Genomic DNA, 19220 nt, shown 5'->3' on the forward strand with positions numbered 1-19220 from the left:
AGAAGTCATTTTTTATCCGGTATCCCGTAAACCACGTACCCTTTGGAAATGGCTCCCGACTTTTTTGAATGATCGTAACTATCGCTTCTAAAATTGGAAGTAGCATTTATGACCAAATATTCCTTACCGTTCAAAGTAAACATACTTGGTTGGGCATTGGTTTCATTGCTCAAAGTAGTTTCCCATAGTACGCTTCCATCTTCACTATCAAATGCATATACCTTGCCTCCTTTGGCAGTAGCAAATACGATACCCGTAGAGGTAATTACCATACCCTTACGTTGTGTACCATTTGGAGCTCCCTTGGTCTCATCCCCTTTTGCATAAAGGGAGTCCACGCCAATGGGCCGTCTCCATTTTATCGTTCCGTTATTGAGGTCATATGCAAGGATCGAAGACCAAGGTGGGTCAATTAAACCCGGCCAGTCCAAACCATAATCCGTGGTGTACCTTACTTCTGGATGATCAGTGCCTTCAGGATACTCTTGCATGGGAGCGCCACGCTGGGTATCCGGGGGAATATCCACGCCTCCTGAAGCCACAACTGGCCCTTTAATCGGTACATCTTCACGTTGGCCACGTCTAAAATTTCTACGTTCAGGATCACCCCCCAAAAACTGAAACAACGCCATTAAAGAGGCTTCGTCCACATGTATCAGACCAGGCATGACCCCTTTTCCGTTGATTACGATATTTCTAAAATCCTCATAAAACATGTGGTGTCCCAAATTTTTTAGGGAAGGTCCCGCACCACCCTCCATATTTGGACCATGACAGGCAATACACGAAGACCCGTAGAGCGATTTCACCTTATCAACATCATTATTCGTCAATTCATTTTTAGGTGGTTCCACTTTATTTAACCTGTACGTTGAGGCATACTCTTGGGTCATTATGTACATTATTCCCTTTTCTGGATCTGCAGCAGTATTACCATAGTTGGCACCACCCAAGGCTCCAGGCATCATTAGGGTTTCATATTTATCCGATGGCGGCACATACAGACCGGTTTTTGCCGAGTCCAGCCGCTTAAGCCAATCCTGTCGAAGGCTATCCGAAAAATATGGATTCAAATTTTCCTTGGTTACCTCATGTCTTGTAAAACTAGGAAGTGATGTTATGGGTTGGGTAGGCCAAGATTCTTCCCCAGGCATTTCGCTTTTTGGAAATGGTTTTTCTTCAATTGGAAATAAAGGTTCCCCGGATACCCGATCAAACACAAAAACAAATCCATGTTTTGTGGCTATGGAAACCGCATCTATTTTTTTCCCATCCTTGTTCACTGTTAGTAGTTGAGGTGCAGGTGATAAATCATAATCCCACAAATCATGATGTACCGTTTGGTAATGCCATAATCTTTCTCCTGTCTTGGCATCTACGGCAACAAGGGAATTTGCAAAAAGATTACTTCCTAGTCTATCGGCCCCGTAATAATCATACGTAGGTGAACCAATGGGCAAATACGCGATTCCCCTTTCCTCATCTACGGAGATTTCACTCCAAACATTGGCACCGCCCACGTATTTGTAAGCATCCTTTGGCCATGTTTCATAGCCATATTCGCCAGGATGGGGAATAGTATGAAATATCCACTCCATTTTACCAGTGACCACATTATAGGCCCTGACATGACCCGGCGGCGAAAAATATCCTTCTCCGGGCGCGGACCCCATTATCAATAGATTGTCATAAATGACACCTGGCATCATAGATTGAATACGGGTTATTGAGGTTGGATCACGGTCCAACCCTTCCCTAAGATCTACATATCCATTGTTTCCAAAATTCTCTATGGATTTTCCTGTTCTTGCATCTATGGCCTGTATGGAATTGTTCAAGGTAAACAACAATCTTTGATCACTCTTGTCCTCACTTTCCCAGTAATTGATACCTCTTCTGGTAATTCCCGGTAAATTGGCATGAATCCAAAGCTCTTCCCCTGTTAGGGCATTAATTGCAATTAAAGAACTATTCTTTCCTAACACAAACATGGTACTGTCCACAATAATAGGACTGAAAAAATAAAACCTATCATCGCCGGAAGGATAGCTCCAAAGCATTTCCAATTGACCTACATTTTCCTTGGTAATACTAGGCGACTCAAAAAACTTGGATTGATCCGGACTGCCCCCATAGTGGGACCATGTCTTATGGTCCCTTCTTTGAACTTCAGGAGATTGACATCCAACAAGAACGAGTAAGATCATCGTTACTGAAAGAGAAATCAGAAATCTGGATAAGTCTTTTTTTTGCATTATTTTAAGGTGTAAAATCCCGGCGATAAGGGTTTTAATTTCAACCGTACTCCTAACGGTTACCAAGTTCTTTTCTTCAATATTTCTTGAATCTGTTCCCTTGAAACAGGAAGATCATCTATATGTTCGTTGAGCCACTTGCTAAAGTCTTTTTCTATATCCTCTGCCCAACGGGTATCTATTTGTCCTGCGGTATATACACCTTCTTTTATGCGCAAGTGGCCAAACATATCACGGAGCCTAACAACTTCCGAAGTTGTTGCGACCTTTTCGGCCAAGTGGGGAGGTATAAAAGTCACTACTCCCATTTTTCCCAAGACCACGTCGCCTGGCATAACGGTTACCGTTCTGATTCGGGTAGGTTGGTTTATACCGATGAGCATCGTATTCAAATCTCCCGGTGGATTGTGGTGGGATGCATCATAGCTGGTGTAATAGGAGGTAAAACCACCTATTTCCATGAGTCCCTCCACATCCCTAAGAGCGCCGTCGTAAACGATGCCATTTCCAGTTTTGGCATAAATGGCATTCCCTACATTGTCCCCAATGGTAGGACCGTCCTTATCCGCCCCAAATTGATCGGCAACATAAACATCACCCTTAACCAAAATATCCACGGGCCATGTATTTTGTCCCCGTTTTCCCTCAGCTTTTCCACGGTCATCAATGGCTTTCCATACATCAGGGCGGCCTGGCATAAAGGTGGCTGTTACGGCGCGACCTACCAAAACACTATCTGGATTGATCATTTTCCAATCCTCCGCTATTTGATATCGATATCCTTCGTTCTTCATGACGGCCCAAGCCTCTTCCACACTTACGGATTTTATCCTTTCCAACAGGGCATCGGACACCTTGGGTCTTCCATCATCAAAACGTTCTCCGGTCCATTGTGGAGTCAAAAAAATAAGTTCTTCCTTACTGATCTGCTGCCCCATCATTTGTGTTGCAAGACCCACGAGCACCACTAGGAGCATATATTTTTTTTTAAACATAATCTTCTCTATTTAATGTGTTATTAATTATTCAAAAAACGGAATTCCTTCAGGTGCATATTTTCGCATGGCATCCTCATTGATGTCTACCCCAATACCCGGTTTATCCGAAACTTTTACAAAACTATCCTTTACCCAATCTCCTTCATCATAGGTTACTATTTCCTTAAACATGGGGTCTGTATGAAAGTACGATTGCCATTCCATTAAATGGAAATTTGGAACCGAGGCACACACATGGGCGCAGGCCATGGCACCTAGGAATGAAGCCACCATGTGTGGAGAGAAAGGAACATAATATAAATTGGCCAAATTGGCAATACGTTGACCTTCACCTAATCCGCCACATTTTTGAAGATCTGGCATAATAATATCCACTCCATTGTCTAACAATTGCTTGAACCCGTGACCTAGATACACATTTTCACCAGCAGAAATTGGAGTACTTGTTTCTTCGGCAAGTGTTTTAAAAGCATCAAAATTTTCTGCTGGTATGGGCTCTTCCAACCAAGTAAGATTTAAATCCTCTACTTTTTTTGCTATGGTCTGGGCGGTAACATGATCATAACGTCCATGCATATCCACACACAAATCAATTTTTGGACCTACCGCTTCCCTCACCGCGGCAAGTTGATCATACATACGTATAATTTCACCCGGACTGGCGGTCCAATTATATCGATCATACTTATCCGGATCACTAGCATAATCCAAATCGAACTTTAAGGCATTGAAACCCCAATTTTTGATGGCATCCTTTGCTGCGGTAGCGAAATCGTCCGGCGAGGGAAAACGAACCCTATAAAGCGCCGTATCACAATATACTCTTACCTTGTCCCTGAATTTGCCTCCAAGCAACTTATAAACAGGCAAATCCAAGGCTTTGCCAGCCAAGTCCCACAAGGCAGTTTCAATAGCTGAGAGAACTGCTACGTAAGTACCTGACTGCGCGCCGCCAAAATGACCCGCCCGTCTAATATCCTCAAATATTTTATGAACGTTGAAAGGACTTTGGTCCCTTAAAAAAAAACCCATTCTTTTGACCAGGTGGTAGGTACCTGGCACGGCATCAACACCTTCTCCACATCCGTAAATTCCCTGATTGGTATGTATTTTCACGAAAAGACCACTACCCCTTCGTATAAAACCACATTTTACATCGGTTATCTTTAAATCTGAAGGCGCAGAAAGTTTGGGGTTTTTATCAATAGCTGCTACATATTCGTTACCATAGGTACTTGAAACCATACCTAAACCTGCTCCAGCCATTAAAGATTTTGATATAAAAGATCTTCTTGAATTTTTCATTGGTTCTTTTGATTTTTGTTAATGTGATTAATTTTATTTATTAATTGGTTTCCAAAACTTTAGCTTCCTTCACCGTTGGTTTTCCATGCCAGTAAGAGGCCAATACAGATCCAGTGATGTTCATCAATGGTCCAAACACTGCGGGCGCCAATCCCATGGTTGCTATTTTTCCAAGACTGTTGGCAATACCAGATGCCAATCCAGCATTTTGCATGCCCACTTCAAGAGCAATGGTTCGCGCATCCTCTTCGGACATTTTGAAGAGTTTCGCGTACCAATAACCTAGAAGGTATCCAAAGAAATTATGGATCAATACAAGAAACATTAATATGCCTCCTATGTCCAACAAACTATCCCTGCCCGCAGCTGTGATGATCGTAATGATCAATCCAATGGCCAACATTGAGATTAGCGGCATGGCTCGACCAATCCAATTGGCACCTTTTCCCAAAAGTTTATTGACCAAAAGACCCGCACCTATGGGAAGAATAATCATTTTGATAATGCTCCACATCATAGAAAGCACATCGATTTCAATGAATTCACCTGCAAATACCTTCATCATTAGTGGCGTAAGAAAAGGAGCCAATAATGTTGCTATGGATGTAATGGTTATGGACAGAGCAACATTGGCATTGGCTAAAAAAGCCATAACATTTGAGGCCACACCACTTGGGGAACAGCCAATTAAAACGATACCGGCTGCAATTTCCGGAGGAAAATCACTTATCTGTGCCAAAATGTAACCAATGATGGGCATTACTAGTAACTGTGCCGACACCCCTATAGCAACACCCTTAGGTGATTGAAAAACAGCTGCAAAATCCTTGATGCTCATAGTGGTACCCATACCGAACATAATAATTTGTATAAGTGGAATTATAAGTACAGTGAGCTTGAAATCACCAATATTGGTGAAATAGGATGGGTAGTAGAGGGCAGCCGTCACCCCCATAAAAATCATAATTGTAAAAATAAGACCTTTTAATTTTTCATACCCGTTGAAGCCGAATGCAATGAGGGCAAAAAGAATTAGTATGAAAGGTCCTGCCATATCTATATTTCCCGATATAATCATACCAACGACGACCAATAAGAAAACCGCCGCAAAGCCTAAAGAAATTGAATAAATATTGATTTTTCCCAAGAGTAAATATTTTAAAGTTTATAAGCTTGTCTCGCCAGTAGTTTCCATCGGCCCTCCTTTTTAAATACCAATAGACAGCCAATCCTTACCTCGGCCGGTTTACCATTGTTGTTTCCTTTGGCCTCAAAAATATGCCGAACCACACCTACATTACCGGTTACCGCAACGGTCTGTTCCTTTTGCGTAATGGAAGAAAACTGAAATGCACCGTTCAGTACCCCGTTTACATATTCCGATTTATTTTCCAAAGCACCACTGGAATGACCATAGGATAAATTTTCCGATGTCAATTGCTCCAAAACTTCTTTTTCCTTGTCCACCATGGCACCGTATAATTCGGTAACTGCTTTCTCTATTTCCGTAACATTCTTATTTCGATTCTGCGCCGAAATAAAAGAAGTAAGGCCCAAAAGTGTAATAAGTGTTAGTCCCCGCGCAACCTTAGAAAGAAAACGCAACTTCATTGCTATCATATTCCTTTTTATTTAATGGTTTGATATTTAATTTTTTTTGGAATCCATATAATCGTTAAGCTCCTTTCTTGTCATGGGTAATTTGCTGTCCGGATAGGATTTTAACCAGTTTTCAAAATCCTTATTGATTTCATCGGTCCATTTGGTATCGATTTGGCCAGCAGTATATTTCTTCTCCCGCAATCTCTGAAATCCAAAAATGTCCCGTAAGCCTACAATTTCAGAGGAAAGCACCAGTTCAGAAGCCAAATAGGAAGGAATGAAGATGGTTCCATGCCTATTTGCCAATACCACGTCGCCTGGCAAAACAGTTGCCCTTCCTATCCTAATTGGCACATTAATGGCAGACAACATTTCTTCTTGTAGATAGGACGGGTCCGCTCCTTTATGCCATCCATTGAAGCCTTCAATATCCAAAAGACCCGCCACGTCACGTACACCGCCATTAAAAATGACCCCGTTCTGTGAATTGGCATAAATGGCATTCCCCAAATTGGAACCTATAAGGGTACCATCAATGATTCTACCATATCCATCCGCCACGTAAACGTCTCCCGGTACCAACTGTTGAATGGGCCAGGAATTGCTGCCCCCTATGGTATCCCTTTTTTCCTCGGCTCCCTTTAGTTTTATCAATCTTTGATAGTCCGGTCTTAACGGCATATATTGGGCAGTGACCACTCTTCCAGTCATAACACCTTCCGGATGGATAATTTCCCATTCCCCTTCATATTGGTTGTTGTAGCCTCTACTTCTTAAAAAGCCCCAGGCCTCCTCTATCTGTATATTTTTCATCCTGCTTAAAAGGGCATCCGTTACCTTGGGTCTTCCATCATCAAAGCGCTCCCCTTTCCATTGGGAAGTCAGCTCCTTGATATATTCCACAGAACCTGTCACCCCTTGAGCATCGCCTTGGAAATAATATGTAAAACAAAACAAGACCAGTACAATTTTGAAATTTTTCATTTTAACCCGATTTAAAGTTTTTCCATATTCAAATTAACAAAATACCTAAGCTACAATAGTAAGCAAGCTGAGAACACTTCCATATCAAGGAAGCGTTCTCCTGCTCAACTTAAACTAACTCAAATACAAAGTTTTAATATTGGTAAACCCTTACTCAATACACTTAATTATAATTCAAAATTTAACTAAAGGTTCTATCATGAGACCTGAGTTCATTCCATTCCTCCGTTGATTTGAAGAATGTCTTATCAGAAGGGTGCAAATGGGCCTTCACTACTTCCTCATCCAACTCAATTCCCAGACCTGGAGCCGTTAATGGTACAGTTGCAAAACCTTTATCGATCATTTTAAAACCGCCAACGGTTTTTACCAGACTTTCCCACCAAGGAACATCAACAGAGTGATGCTCCAATGCCAAAAAGTTTTGGGTAGCGGCAGCACAATGTACATTGGCCATGAATGAAACCGGTGTACCCGCCTGATGCATGGCCATTGCTATACCATATTCTTCGGCATAATCGGCGATTCTTTTTGTTTCCAAAAGTCCACCAGAAGATGCCAAATCTGGATGGATGATATCCACTGCCCTGTTATGTATCAGAGGAAGAAAATCCTTTAGAAGATAAATATCCTCACCTGTCGTTGTTGGTGTCTCTATAGCATCGGTAATAGTGCGCCATTGTTCATTATATTGCCAGGGCACCATATCTTCGAACCAGGCCAATCTATACTTGTCCAAGGCCTTTGCCAATCGAATACCATTGTTCAAATCAAAATGCCCATAATGGTCCGTAGAAATGGGAATCTCATAGCCTACCATATTGCGTACATCCTCCACGACCTTTTGAAGTTCTTCCAAACCCTTTTCGGTGATTTGGATTTGCGTGAAAGGATGCATCGTATTTCCGTAGGACATCATGTTTCTTCGATCGCCCCATTGGGCCAATACTCCTTTATCGTTCTCCCAAAACTTACCATTTACAACAGTACCTGGTTTGCCACGAAGTTCCCCTATGGAAACATCCATTTTCAACCAGGTATATCCTTGTTCATTTATCCTAAAGTCGATCAATCTTTTTTGTTCCTCTGGAGAAGATGCTTCGGGTGTATCTGCATAGAGCCTAACCTTATCCCTATATCTTCCTCCCAATAATTGCCAAGCCGGAACATCATACGCTTTACCACAGATATCCCATAATGCCATTTCAACGGCACATACACCACCCGCTTGCCTTGCAGGTCCGCCAAACTGCTTGATGCTCTTGAATATCTTTTCTACGTTGCATGGATTTTCTCCTAAAATGCGACTCTTCAAAAACAAGGCATAGCGAACATCCGCAGCGTCCCTTACCTCACCAAGACCATAAATACCTTGATTGGTCTCGATTTTGATAATGGCCGTACCGCCCATAACATTGGTCAGTGCATAGCGCATATCGGTAATCTTCAACTCCGACGGGGCAGACATCCTGCTGACCTTGGAAGTTGTTTGCGCTATGGTATCCTCGATACCAAGACCCATCATTCCGGTCATCGCTATTCCACCCAAAGCGGTCTTTTTGAGGAAGTTTCTTCTTTGGTCCGTGATTCTAGGATCTTCCAGTTCCCTGTTTCTAAGGGCCAAGATACCTTCTTCCTCTTTTTTAAATTTCGATACTAGTTTTCGCAGTGTGTTTTCCATCATAATTTAGTTAGGGATTTTAAGTTTTTAGCTCTTAATAAATTATCCCTTTAAATTAATCCTTTTATTCCACATCCCAGAATACCCTCGAAACTAGATTGTCACCCCCTATGGCGGAGACCGCAGCAGTGTAACTATCGGAATTGGCAGAACCCTCTCGGTCTGGATATGTCATTCTATGCACAAATCCGTCACCACCGTTTGCCAGTAAATTATCATTGAAATCATTACGGGCTAAATCAGGGAATCCACTTCTTCTAACATTTGCAAATGCTTCTGTTCCATTGCGGTAATTGGCCAACCAATATTGAGTATTAATAAGCTCCAAAGCGTTTGAAGCATTATAGGCAACTTCAGGTTCGGCCAAATAAGCATCCACTTCAGATGCTGGTATAGGCTCCGTATTGGGATACAAAGAATAAATATCCATATTGGCCCTGATACCATCCTCATAATAAGACTGGGCATCTCCAGAGACCCAACCTCTAAAGGCAGCTTCTGCCAATAAGAGAGATGTTTGGCCATAGGTTACATAAAATGCCGGTGCCGCAGGGGAAGCGGCTGCAAAAACATTAATCTGGCTATAGTCAAGACCTGTTCCTTTTGGTCCTCTGTACCCAAGGGATGTGTCCGATAATTGCAAATCAGAAACACCGACTGGAACACCAAATTGATTATCTAAATCCGTATTTGGATTCGTTTCGTTGGCCACTGCCCCGGGATCTTCAAACATTGCAATCATATACTTTGCCCTTGGGTCATTGGTTGTCTTTAACTGGTCCACCAGTGGCTCAGCGGCATAATTGAAAAAGGAAAAATTACGTAGCTGATTATTGTCTCCCCAGGCATACACGTTGCCATCATATTTGACGTACGCATTATCAGCATTCGAAGTCATAACTCCACCGGAAAACGCTTCCGAAACAATAGATTCCGCCCTAGATGGATTAACTTTTGAATAGCGCATACCCAATCTCAACAATAAAGAGTTTCCAAGTTTTCTCCATTTTTCAACTTGTGCCGACGCAGAGTTTGTAGGTTGACTACCATTACTTCCGTAAAACAAATCATCCGAAACAAAATCACCACTGGCATTAAGGGATGCAACCGCACTTGTTATCTCATTGTATAAATCATCATAGATAGCTTCGTCATCATCATATGAAGGAAAGTAAATGATATCACTGACCGCCTTTCCAGCCTCGGAATATGGCACATCACCATAAGTATCTACGACCCCCATGAAAACTTGGGCCTTCCAAATACGGATCATACTTAATAAGTTGACACGGTCAGTATCTTCACCGAGCAAATCGGTAGCTTGTACCAAATTTCGTATGACAGATGGGTATGAATCATTCCATTTGGGATTGTTTACCCCATCAATATCCTCATTAAAATTAAAACCTAGGGTAGCTCCCTGATTATAAGGAATTACAAAATGTTGTACAATGGTATGTTCAGCTGCCCAAGTTCCTAAATGACTCCTTTGCGCTCCGGCAAACAAAAGTGCCGCATCAACCTCATTAACTTGATAAGGATTCGTGTTCACTTCCACAAAATCTTCGTCGCACCCTTGAAAAATCAGGCAGACTAAAACTAGGTATAATATATGTTGTATCGTTTTCATGGTTCTAGAATTTAACATTAAGACTAAAATTAAAATTACGGGTAGTAGGCAGCGCAGAATTTTCATAACCGGCCCTAAAATCACCCGAGGACTGAATAGCTTCAGGATCAAGTCCTGGAATATCCTTATAAAGAATAGCTACATTTCTACAAGAAGCAGCTAGAGTCAATCCCTTTACAAACTTTAAGTCCGCCACATTGCTAACAATATCCGTAAGATCATAGGATAATGAAATACTTCTCAACTTTATAAAATCAGATTTAAAGGTAAATGGATCTCCAATTTGAAGGTTACGGTAGTCTGCATAAAAAGATTGCAAATTGCTTACCGCCGTAGTATTTGGCTGTCCATTACTTTCATAGACACTATTGGGAACAACTACACCATTTTCTCCCTCTCTACGACCTTCAAGGGAAAACAGGGAATGTCCTTGCCTAGTCATGTTCAAATGTGTGGACGACAACATCGTACCACCAAATCTATAATCAATCAAAAAGCTGAAATTCAAATTCTTATATGAAAAGTTGTTATTCCAACCCCCTACGTGCTTTGGTATGGAAGAACCAACGGGCAAAAATCCATTTGTGTTTTCAGCTCCAGGCGTATCACCGTTTGTAGCCAATAATCTACCATCATCGTTCACTAGAATCTGACCACTGTCATTTCTTCTATACGTTCTGGTATATAGTTGGTTCATTGGCAATCCTTCCGTATATCTTAGCTCTCCGAGAAATTCGTTTCCGGTTCCATTAAAGAAAATTAATAAAAGTGTACCACTATCATTTCCAACATCCAATACTTCTGTTTTAAGATAGGCGTTGTTCCATGTACTTGACCACATGAAATCATCGGTCTGTATGGGCACCACTTCTACCAAAGTTTCCAAACCAGAGTTTTTAAGGGATCCCAAGTTTTGTTTTGAATTATCATAACCAGATGCGTTGGATAAGGTTACATCCAGCACTTGGTCAGTGGTCACCTTATCAAAAGCAGCTATATCAAAACGGAGGCGACTGTTAAACATCCGCATTTCCAAACCAATTTCTTTCTCTGTAACCGTAAAAGGTCGTAAAAGTGGATTTGGGGCAAAATTACCTGCAACCCCTGCAGTGGTTTGGCCATTAAATGGTGGGTTAATAGTGTAATTCAGTATACCCTCATAGGTCCCCACACCATTGGCACTACCTACTTCTGCCCAAGAACCTCTTAATTTACCATAAGTCAACCAACTTTGTTCTTTCATCAATTCAGAAAAGATAAGACTACCGGAAACAGAAGGATAGAAAACACTATTGTCCTCTGGGTTTAGTACCGAGAACCAATCTTGTCTACCCGTAAAGTTCAGGTATAAAAGATTGTCATATCCAAATTCAGCCAATCCATAGAGAGAATTGATTCTGAAGGTACTAAACTGGTAAGGTTGAAAAGCGGCTTCATCAGTTTCGAAACTTGTTCCGTTTTTTATTGAATATAAATCAGGTACTACGAACAATCTTGAATATTGGGCATTTCTTTGAAATTGCGAACGCCAAGTATTACCTCCAAAACTTGCATCAACCGAAAACTTTCCAAATTCCTTATTTGCACCCAATAAGAAATCAGCGTTTACATCCCGCGTTTGGGTCTGCTGAATGTCATAACGACCTCTATAAAACCCTGTATCACCTTCTAGGGTCGTTGTAGCACCAGCTCCATTAAGCTCATTCCACTCCGTAAAATTGGTAGCATAATCATAATTATACCTTCCTTGAAGGTATAGCCAGTCTGTAAATTGATATCTTAAAGTAGCCGTACCTAACAGACGGTTCCTATTATCATTAAAAAATTGATTCTTTTGTAATTGGTAATAGGGATTGTTGATAGTTCCTAAAAATCCATTGGTACGCAATTCTGCACCAGTAACAGGATCAATGGCACTTTGACGATAAGCCTCAATAGGCGTAGAAATAGCCAATCTATTGAAAAAACCTACGGCACCTGGGCCTTGTGTACCAATCTGTGGTGGATTGATATTCTCCTCGTTCGTATAGTTAACGTTTAAAAGCATGTTCAGCTTTTCTGTAACGTTATAATTTATACCTACATTAAATATGCGTTTCTCATATTCATTCGCAGGTTGAATACCCTTAGCGGAAGTATTTGCAAATGAAGCACGGAAACTTCCTTTCTCATTGCCCCCGGAAAACCCAACGGTATTGGTTAGGTTTGTCCCTGTTCTTAAGAAATCGTAGAGTTGATATGGATTAGGCGAGTAAGGTCTAGACACACCATCAAAATTGACCGTGGGTACTCCATCAAATCTTTCGCCAAAACTAAACTGTCCTGTACCTTGGGCCTCTCCCTGTGTCTGTGGCCGAACCCCTCCAGTTCCTTGACCATACTCAGTTTGTCTTATTTCATCCAAGAAATTCAACGCATGCGAAGTAGTAATGCTTGATGTGAAATCAACCCCAATACCTTGGTTTAAGGTACCTGTTTTTGTTGTTATTATTACCGCACCATTAGCTGCCCTAGCACCATAAATAGCGGCGGCAGTAGCTCCCTTAAGAACCGTCATACTTTCAATATCGTCCGGATTAAGATTTTGTAGGTTATCCCCAAGATCTCTTTGATTATCACGTCCATTGGCCCCTCTAGCACCTTGATCTATTGGAAGACCGTTGATTACAAATAATGGTGAATTGCTTGCACCGGCAAATGCGGATTGACCACGCAAACGAATTTGAACACTGGCACCAGCCCCTGCTGATGGAGGGCTGATATTTAATCCGGCTACCTTACCTTGCAAAGACTCCATAGCATTTACCGTTCTGGTTTTGGTAAGCTCCTCTGTATCCACAGCGGTGACCGCATATCCCACTTTTTTCGCATCCCTTTTTATTCCCAATCCAGTCACCACAACCTCGTCCAGTCCTTCAACGTTTTCTTCCAATACAACATTGAGTTCACTGGATTGCCCCACGGTTACTTCCTTCCTGGAAAACCCCAGTGAACTGAAAATGAGCACCGCGTTTGGTTGGGATAAGGTTATGGAGTAATTTCCATCGAAGTCGGTTGCAACTCCATTTGAAGTTCCCTTTTCAACTACCGAAACCCCGGGAATCGGCTGCCCGTTGGTATCATTTACGGTTCCAGACACGCTTTGTTGAACAGAAGTGGTTTCATTGTCCGAACTTTTTACACTAGACTTTGGCGTATTGGTTTGTACCTGTTTAGGTTTCAATACGATTTGATTTCCACTAAAAACAAAATCGGTATTTGTATTGTTAAAAAGTACTTGCAGTACATTTTCAAGTGCTAAGTCTTTAACCTTGATGGAAACCTTTCTAGAAGTATCCACTTTATTGACATCATACAGAAATTTATATTCCGTAGTTGCCTCAATTTCTTCCATAACCCTGTACGTTGGCACGTCTTCCAAGTTAATGGTCATCTTGGTTTTTTGGGATAGGGTGTTCGCCTGCGCAGAAATGAGCGCGGCGATAAATAAGAGCGAACATAGTTTGGTCGTTAAACCAATTTTCATGTAACCGGGTCTAAATAACCCTAATAAATCGTTAGTTTTCATATCATATTGTTGATTATTAATTGATTCAGTTTTCTTTCTTACAGAATTGAGTGGGTTCTGTAGGTTGATTTTAGTTTTTAATTTGTAACCATAGGCAAGTCGATTTAAGGTTGCTATTTAATACGTATATGGTCCCCTTCAATTTCATAATCAAAGGGTGTTTCCAGTTTAAATGTTTCCAATACCTCCCAAATTGATTCTTTCTCAAATGTGGCCGTGAACACTCTATTATTCAATTCATGGTTCTCACTTGTAATGGTAACATTGTAATGCCGTTGGAGCCTTTTAACAATATTGGAAAAGACCATTTCCTTCATCATCAGTTTGCCGTTTATCCAACCTGTATATAATTCTGTATGTACTTTTTCTAAATCAATATTGTTAGTTTCTGTATTCCATTCGGCTTTATAGCCAGGTGAAAGCAGGGTAGAGTTTTCCAGGTCATAAATAGAACCGGTTTTGTAAAGTCGAACTGAACCTTCGACCAAAACCGTATTTTGGTTCTGGTCCTCAGGATAGGATGTTATATTAAATTTGGTACCCAGCACTCTAACATCCACACCACCAGATGTGACTATAAAAGGACTGTTTTCATTTTTTGTTACTTCGAAAAAACCCTCACCAATTAATGAGACCTCCCTATTTTTATTTTTTTGGAATTTTACAGGATATTTTAAAGATGACCCAGCATTCAAGTGAACTAAAGTTCCATCTGAAAGGACTACCTTGAAAGTCTTTCCATGGGGTATCCTCAAGGTGTTATATTCCGACTCCGTTTCCACCTCGTCTTCATTTTTTGATTGCGAATAATCAACCAAACCATCCACCTTTTCGCCAAGAACCTCTCCCTTAGTATTGGTTATTTTCAACGTACCCTCATTGGTAAGTACCTGCGTTTTTCCATTACCCAAAACCAATGTTATGGAATCAGGATCAATTGGCTCAACTATAGAAATATCTTCCTGAAAAGACTTGTACATAAAAAAACAACCCAATAACCCCACGAAAATGGCGGCGTATTTTAGAATATCCCTTCCAGAAAATTTTGAATCGTTCTTTCTTTTTTGCTTTCCGGCATGAACAACAAGTTGCCAAGCTTTCTTGGCATCCAGTTCGTCTACATCAGGCAAAGGCACATTTAGCTCATGCAACTTCACCAGTCTTTGATACGTAAGTAGATTATCCTTGCTTTGGGAAAGCCATTTCTGAAAATAAAGCTCTTCTTCACGACTCAAAGTACCCTTGATCCTCTTAACTATAATATTTGCTATCAATCCTATTTATTTAGTAAACAAATCAACGTTGTCTACTATTAAGACCCATGAAGATTAAAATCGGGTAGTGGATTTATCAAAAAAAGATGTGTAAAATTAAAGAATGCTTAAATTATAAGAACCATAAATACACATCCTTTAAATTTACCCGTAAAGACTTAAAAGACTTCTTAAGATGATATTTCACCGTATTTACGGTAATTCCCATGATTTCTGCGGCACTTTCATACTTGTTACCTTCCAGTACGCATAGGGTAAAAACTCTTTTGTTCTGCTCAGGTAAAGCCTCTAGTTCTCTTAGCATATTTTCAGAAACTTCCCCTTTTATCAACTCGCTTTCATGGGAAGGTACTTCTGTTGATTGGTTGTTAAGCTGAAAAGTCTCACGGCTCTTTTTAATTTTTTTAAGGCTTTCGTTCCTTATTGCCACATTAAGATATTTATGAATATCAATAACATGGGAAAGATTTTCTTTTTGCAAAAGTTTGACAAAAACGTTTTGAACAACATCTTGGGCATCATCCATATTTTCAACATAACTAAAGGATTTTAGACACCATTCTTTATAATGGTCCAAAAACATTTGCTCTAGAAGTTTATGGCTTGGCATTTCCATCATATGTGTTTTTACGATTCCAAGGTGAAGTATTTGCTGCCTACAAATTACCTATTTATAACTGTGTTTTTTACACTTAATAGAGGCAATGTATTAAATTGCTATTATATATGCAATAAAAATATCATATTGTAAAAATTTGTCTTTAATAAATAGAAAATTCATTGTTCGTGGATACGTTGAATTATAAGGGCTATTTATTAAATATATTTTTTACATTTAAGTGTAATTAAAACACCTTTAAATGCTAAATAATTTTAAAATCCCTTTGAAACTCGCCATTTTTCTGGTTTTCTTTGGCAAATGCCCTATGATAGCCCAAGATGGGACAATCTATCCACTTGAAGCACCGAAGGAACCGAAGGCAATTCCGTTAAAAACAGGAGGTGTGGAAAATCAGCCTGCCAAGGAATCCTGGTTTAAGCAATGGGGCGATCCTATGGCCAGAAATATAACGCAAGCCACACTTACTCCCTTTTTACCAGACACTGATAAGGCAAATGGCGCAGCTGTTATTGTTGCCCCTGGTGGTGGATTTAGATGGCTATCCCTGGGTAATGAAGGCTGGGAAGTGGCAGAAGCACTCGCCAAGGAAGGATATGCTGCTTTCGTACTTAAATATCGTTTACACCCTACCCCAGAGTCCCTTGATGATTTCACCGCATGGATGAACCGACCTCGAACTCCAGAACCTACTGAAAATTCGAATGGGAATAAGGAAGAAACACCCGTGCCGCCTAGACAAATGGACCTTTCCAACCAATTGGAGGATGCAGAGGCCGCCTATGCAATGATAATAGAACGTGCAAAGGAATGGGGCGTGGACACAAAGAGAATAGGAATGATTGGGTTTTCCGCAGGGGCCGGGCTAACTATGCATTCAACACTAAATTCAAAATCTATGAAGTTAGCTTTTATAGGCCCCATTTATGGTGGTATGGGACCTGTTGAAGTTCCTAATAACGCACCTCCTATGTTTAATGTTATTGCAAGTGATGACTTTCTTTTTAGAGGACAGTTTGGGATTATTGATTCCTGGTATAAAGCTGGTATTCCAGTAGAATTCCACTTATATCAAAACGGGGGACATGGATTTGGCCTAGGAAATCCAAACCGTACGAGCAATCGCTGGTTCGATGCTTTTGTTCATTGGTTGGATGTCAATGGCTTTGGGAAAGAAGTGATGGCAAAGCAATAAATATTAGAGCGATAATGGCGTTTAATAAATTTTAAAGGTAGCACCTGAGATAATTCCATTCTGAAACTATACCTTATCTAAAGAAACAAAAAAGCCGAGACATGAATCTCGGCTTTTTCTTTGTACTCGAGGTGGGAATCGAACCCACACTCCCGAAAGAACTGGATTTTGAATCCAGCGCGTCTACCAATTCCGCCACTCGAGCGTTTAAAATAGGACTGCAAAACTAAAAAATATTTTTATTTCCACACCAAAAAATTCAACAATTATCCTTTAGCAAGACAAATTAATTTCTAAATTTGCACCTCCTTAGAAAACACCTGCGCTGAGCACAGTAGAAACAAGGCATTAGGCCTACTTTATTCTAAGGGCAGAGATACAAAAAAACAAGCCATGCCATATAGCGTTCCAGAACCAAAATTTTTCGCCTGTACCCAAAGTACGGTTTTAGGAGAAAAAATTGCCAAGGCCTATGGTGTGGATTTGGGCAACGTTATTTTTTCCCGTTACAGCGATGGTGAGTTTCAACCCTCTTTTGAAGAATCCATTCGTGGTGCAAGAATATTTATCATTGGATCTACCCATCCCGGTCCGGAGAACCTTATGGAGATGTTGTTGATGATCGACGGTGCCAAACGTGCCTCTGCGCGACATATAACTGCCGTAATGCCTTACTTTGGATGGGCCAGACAGGACAGAAAGGACAAACCAAGGGTACCCATTGCCGCTAAACTTGTTGCAAAAATGCTGGAAACGGCTGGAGCTACCCGGATCATAACTATGGATTTACACGCGGACCAGATTCAAGGATTCTTTGAAAAACCTGTAGATCATTTGTTCGCCTCTACGTTGTTTCTCCCTTATTTGCAAAACCTGGGATTGGAAAACCTAACCATTGCATCACCTGATATGGGCGGATCAAAAAGGGCCTATGCCTATTCCAAGGCCTTGGATAGCGATGTAGTCGTTTGTTACAAACAGCGGGCCAAGGCGAATGTCATTTCCCACATGGAACTTATTGGGGATGTCCAAGGGAAGAATGTTGTTCTGGTGGATGATATGGTGGATACCGCAGGTACATTGACCAAAGCTGCAGATTTGATGATGGATCGGGGAGCGGTAAGCGTACGGGCGATTGCTACCCATGGCTTATTGTCCGGCAATGCCTACGAGAAAATCGAAAAGTCCAAACTAACGGAATTGATCATTACAGATTCCATCCCTTTGGAAGTAAAAAGCGATAAGGTAAAAGTACTTAGCTGTGCGGATCTATTTGCGGATGTTATGCACAAAGTACACAACAACAATTCCATTTCGTCCAAGTTTTTAATGTAAAAAGAGACTAAGAACGGACCAGGAGACAATTAGAATTTTTAATTTTTAATACATATAATGAAGTCAATTACAATTAAAGGATCAGAAAGAGAAAGCGTGGGCAAGAAGTCAACAAAGGCCCTACGTAATGCTGGAAAGGTTCCTTGCGTAGTATACGGAGGGGATAAACCATTGCACTTTTCAGCAGATGAACTAGCGTTCAGGGATTTGGTTTACACCGCCAATGCGCACACAGTTGCAATTGAATTGGATAACGGGACCAAGGTGAACGCCGTAATGCAGGACATCCAGTTCCACCCTGTTACTGACAGTATCATGCACATTGATTTCTATCAGTTGTTCGAGGACAAACCGGTAACCATGGATATTCCAGTTAGGTTGCAAGGAAACTCGCCAGGGGTTAGAAACGGTGGACGTTTATTGTTCAGAAAAAGAAAACTTACCATTAAGGCCTTACCGGATAAATTACCGGATTTCTTTGATGTGGATATTTCCAAACTTAGAATTGGCCAGAACATTGCGGTTTCGTCCTTGTTAAGTGACGATTTCACCATCCTTCACCCAGATACCACTACGGTAGTACAGGTTAAAACTGCACGTACTGCGGTTATGACCGATGACGAGGATGAAGAAACTGATGAAGAAGAAGGAGCAGAAGCAAGTGCTGAGGGAGCAGAGGCCCCAGCTGAAGAAGCTGCCCAAGAATAGATTTGATTTACAGACCCAAAAAGCATCCCGGTTTAAATATTGGGGTGCTTTTGTATTTTTAGGCAA

The 19220-nt window shown here is 41.0% G+C and carries 14 protein-coding genes and 1 tRNA gene; 3 read left to right on the top strand and 12 right to left on the bottom strand.

Annotated features, from left to right (window positions below):
- Positions 1–5: 5 nt before the first annotated feature.
- The 11 genes from F0361_RS04325 to F0361_RS04375 all read right to left on the bottom strand — a co-directional run bounded on the left by F0361_RS04325 (position 6) and on the right by F0361_RS04375 (position 15916).
- Entirely contained in the window at positions 6–2255 is a 2250-nt protein-coding gene (locus tag F0361_RS04325) for an outer membrane protein assembly factor BamB family protein (RefSeq protein WP_154917370.1), read from the bottom strand.
- 59 nt (positions 2256–2314) lie between these two features.
- Positions 2315–3250 carry an RraA family protein gene (locus tag F0361_RS04330; protein WP_154917371.1) on the bottom strand — a complete coding sequence of 312 codons (936 nt, stop codon included), beginning with the start codon at positions 3248–3250 and terminating at the stop codon, positions 2315–2317.
- 27 nt (positions 3251–3277) lie between these two features.
- Positions 3278–4558: a mandelate racemase/muconate lactonizing enzyme family protein gene (locus tag F0361_RS04335; protein WP_154917372.1), complete on the bottom strand. Its 1281-nt coding sequence runs from the start codon at positions 4556–4558 to the stop codon at positions 3278–3280.
- 40 nt (positions 4559–4598) lie between these two features.
- Complete coding sequence (locus tag F0361_RS04340; protein ID WP_240042695.1) at positions 4599–5705, bottom strand: bile acid:sodium symporter family protein; 1107 nt, start codon at positions 5703–5705, stop codon at positions 4599–4601.
- Positions 5706–5716: 11 nt separating this feature from the next.
- Complete coding sequence (locus tag F0361_RS04345; protein ID WP_161598199.1) at positions 5717–6169, bottom strand: nuclear transport factor 2 family protein; 453 nt, start codon at positions 6167–6169, stop codon at positions 5717–5719.
- Between the two features lie 36 nt (positions 6170–6205).
- A complete protein-coding gene (locus tag F0361_RS04350; protein ID WP_154917374.1) occupies positions 6206–7144 on the bottom strand; it encodes an RraA family protein in 939 nt (312 codons plus the stop codon).
- Positions 7145–7325: 181 nt separating this feature from the next.
- On the bottom strand, positions 7326–8828 hold the full coding sequence (locus F0361_RS04355) for a mandelate racemase/muconate lactonizing enzyme family protein (RefSeq protein ID WP_240042696.1): 1503 nt from the start codon (positions 8826–8828) through the stop codon (positions 7326–7328).
- A gap of 61 nt (positions 8829–8889) precedes the next feature.
- Entirely contained in the window at positions 8890–10455 is a 1566-nt protein-coding gene (locus F0361_RS04360) for a SusD/RagB family nutrient-binding outer membrane lipoprotein (protein WP_154917375.1), read from the bottom strand.
- A 4-nt stretch (positions 10456–10459) separates the two neighbouring features.
- Positions 10460–14023: a SusC/RagA family TonB-linked outer membrane protein gene (locus tag F0361_RS04365; RefSeq protein WP_161598200.1), complete on the bottom strand. Its 3564-nt coding sequence runs from the start codon at positions 14021–14023 to the stop codon at positions 10460–10462.
- Positions 14024–14136: 113 nt separating this feature from the next.
- Positions 14137–15297 carry a FecR family protein gene (locus tag F0361_RS04370; protein ID WP_154917376.1) on the bottom strand — a complete coding sequence of 387 codons (1161 nt, stop codon included), beginning with the start codon at positions 15295–15297 and terminating at the stop codon, positions 14137–14139.
- A gap of 112 nt (positions 15298–15409) precedes the next feature.
- Positions 15410–15916, bottom strand: a complete 507-nt coding sequence (locus F0361_RS04375) for an RNA polymerase sigma factor (protein ID WP_154917377.1) — start codon at positions 15914–15916, stop codon at positions 15410–15412.
- 241 nt (positions 15917–16157) lie between these two features.
- On the opposite strand from F0361_RS04375, the gene F0361_RS04380 reads away from it, so the two are divergent.
- Positions 16158–17111 carry an alpha/beta hydrolase gene (locus F0361_RS04380; RefSeq protein ID WP_154917378.1) on the top strand — a complete coding sequence of 318 codons (954 nt, stop codon included), beginning with the start codon at positions 16158–16160 and terminating at the stop codon, positions 17109–17111.
- A gap of 123 nt (positions 17112–17234) precedes the next feature.
- Here F0361_RS04380 and F0361_RS04385 read toward each other — a convergent pair.
- A tRNA-Leu gene (locus tag F0361_RS04385) sits at positions 17235–17316 on the bottom strand.
- Between the two features lie 188 nt (positions 17317–17504).
- Between F0361_RS04385 and F0361_RS04390 the strand changes: the two genes are divergently transcribed.
- Both F0361_RS04390 and F0361_RS04395 read left to right on the top strand, forming a co-directional pair.
- Positions 17505–18446, top strand: a complete 942-nt coding sequence (locus tag F0361_RS04390) for a ribose-phosphate pyrophosphokinase (protein ID WP_138257884.1) — start codon at positions 17505–17507, stop codon at positions 18444–18446.
- Between the two features lie 57 nt (positions 18447–18503).
- A complete protein-coding gene (locus tag F0361_RS04395; protein WP_138257885.1) occupies positions 18504–19154 on the top strand; it encodes a 50S ribosomal protein L25/general stress protein Ctc in 651 nt (216 codons plus the stop codon).
- The last annotated feature ends 66 nt before the right edge of the window (positions 19155–19220 follow it).

This window comes from Maribacter flavus (assembly GCF_008386635.1).
Taxonomy (GTDB): Bacteria; Bacteroidota; Bacteroidia; order Flavobacteriales; family Flavobacteriaceae; genus Maribacter; species Maribacter flavus.